The following is a 755-nucleotide window of genomic DNA, read 5'->3' as shown; positions in this document are numbered from 1 at the left end:
AACTCTTTCCAGTACCTGTCTTATAAGGATCGCAAGAAATTTGCCGCCGATTTTAAAGCTGTATATAAGGCTCCAACGGAAGAATCCGCGTTACAAGCCCTTGCAGAAGTAAAGGAAACATGGGGAAAGAAATATCCATACGCAATCAGCAATTGGGAGATGAACTGGGAAAATGTAAGGCCATTCTTTGAATTTAGCGATGATATAAGAAGGATAATGTATACGACGAACATTGTGGAATCTGTGAACCGCCAGTTCCGGAAGGTAACCAAAACCAAGAGTGCATTTCCGACAGATGCATCGCTGGAGAAGATGCTGTATATGGCCGCCCAGAATATCATGAAGAAATGGACGCAAAGATACCGCAACTGGGATATGGTTTTAAGCCAGCTGATGATTTTGTACCCAGAGCGGATTCAACCGTACCTGTAATCAGAGAGGAGCCAGCGGTCTAATATATTTGCAAAGGACCGCCGGCAACTTTTATACTTTCGGCATCTATAGTATACCCAGAGCACTCATAATTTATACTTGAGGCCGGGTGTGGGCAGAGCCCATGAAAAACAAATATAGATGTCTTATTTGCTATGAAATTTTTTCGAAAAAAGGTATAAAATTTTCAGATGCGGTAATACTATAGATAGAAATAAAATTCGACAATAGAATTTCGAATTAAACCGACATCAAAACCAATACATATTTAATTCAAATCAGGCAGTTCCTGACTTGCCAGACACAGAAAAATTTACGCCCTC

1 protein-coding gene is annotated in these 755 nt (G+C 40.4%); it reads left to right on the top strand.

Features of this window, described 5'->3' with window-relative positions:
• On the top strand, positions 1 to 432 hold a 432-nt coding region (locus tag BN3456_RS00455; RefSeq protein WP_176699060.1), incomplete at its 5' end, for a transposase.
• Positions 433 to 755: the final 323 nt, after the last annotated feature.

The sequence above is a fragment of the Clostridium sp. C105KSO13 genome (assembly GCF_001517425.1).
Lineage (GTDB): Bacteria > Bacillota > Clostridia > Lachnospirales > Lachnospiraceae > Muricomes.
The sequence above is the reverse complement of the archived record's forward strand: the minus strand, read 5'-3'. Positions and strand labels throughout refer to the sequence as shown.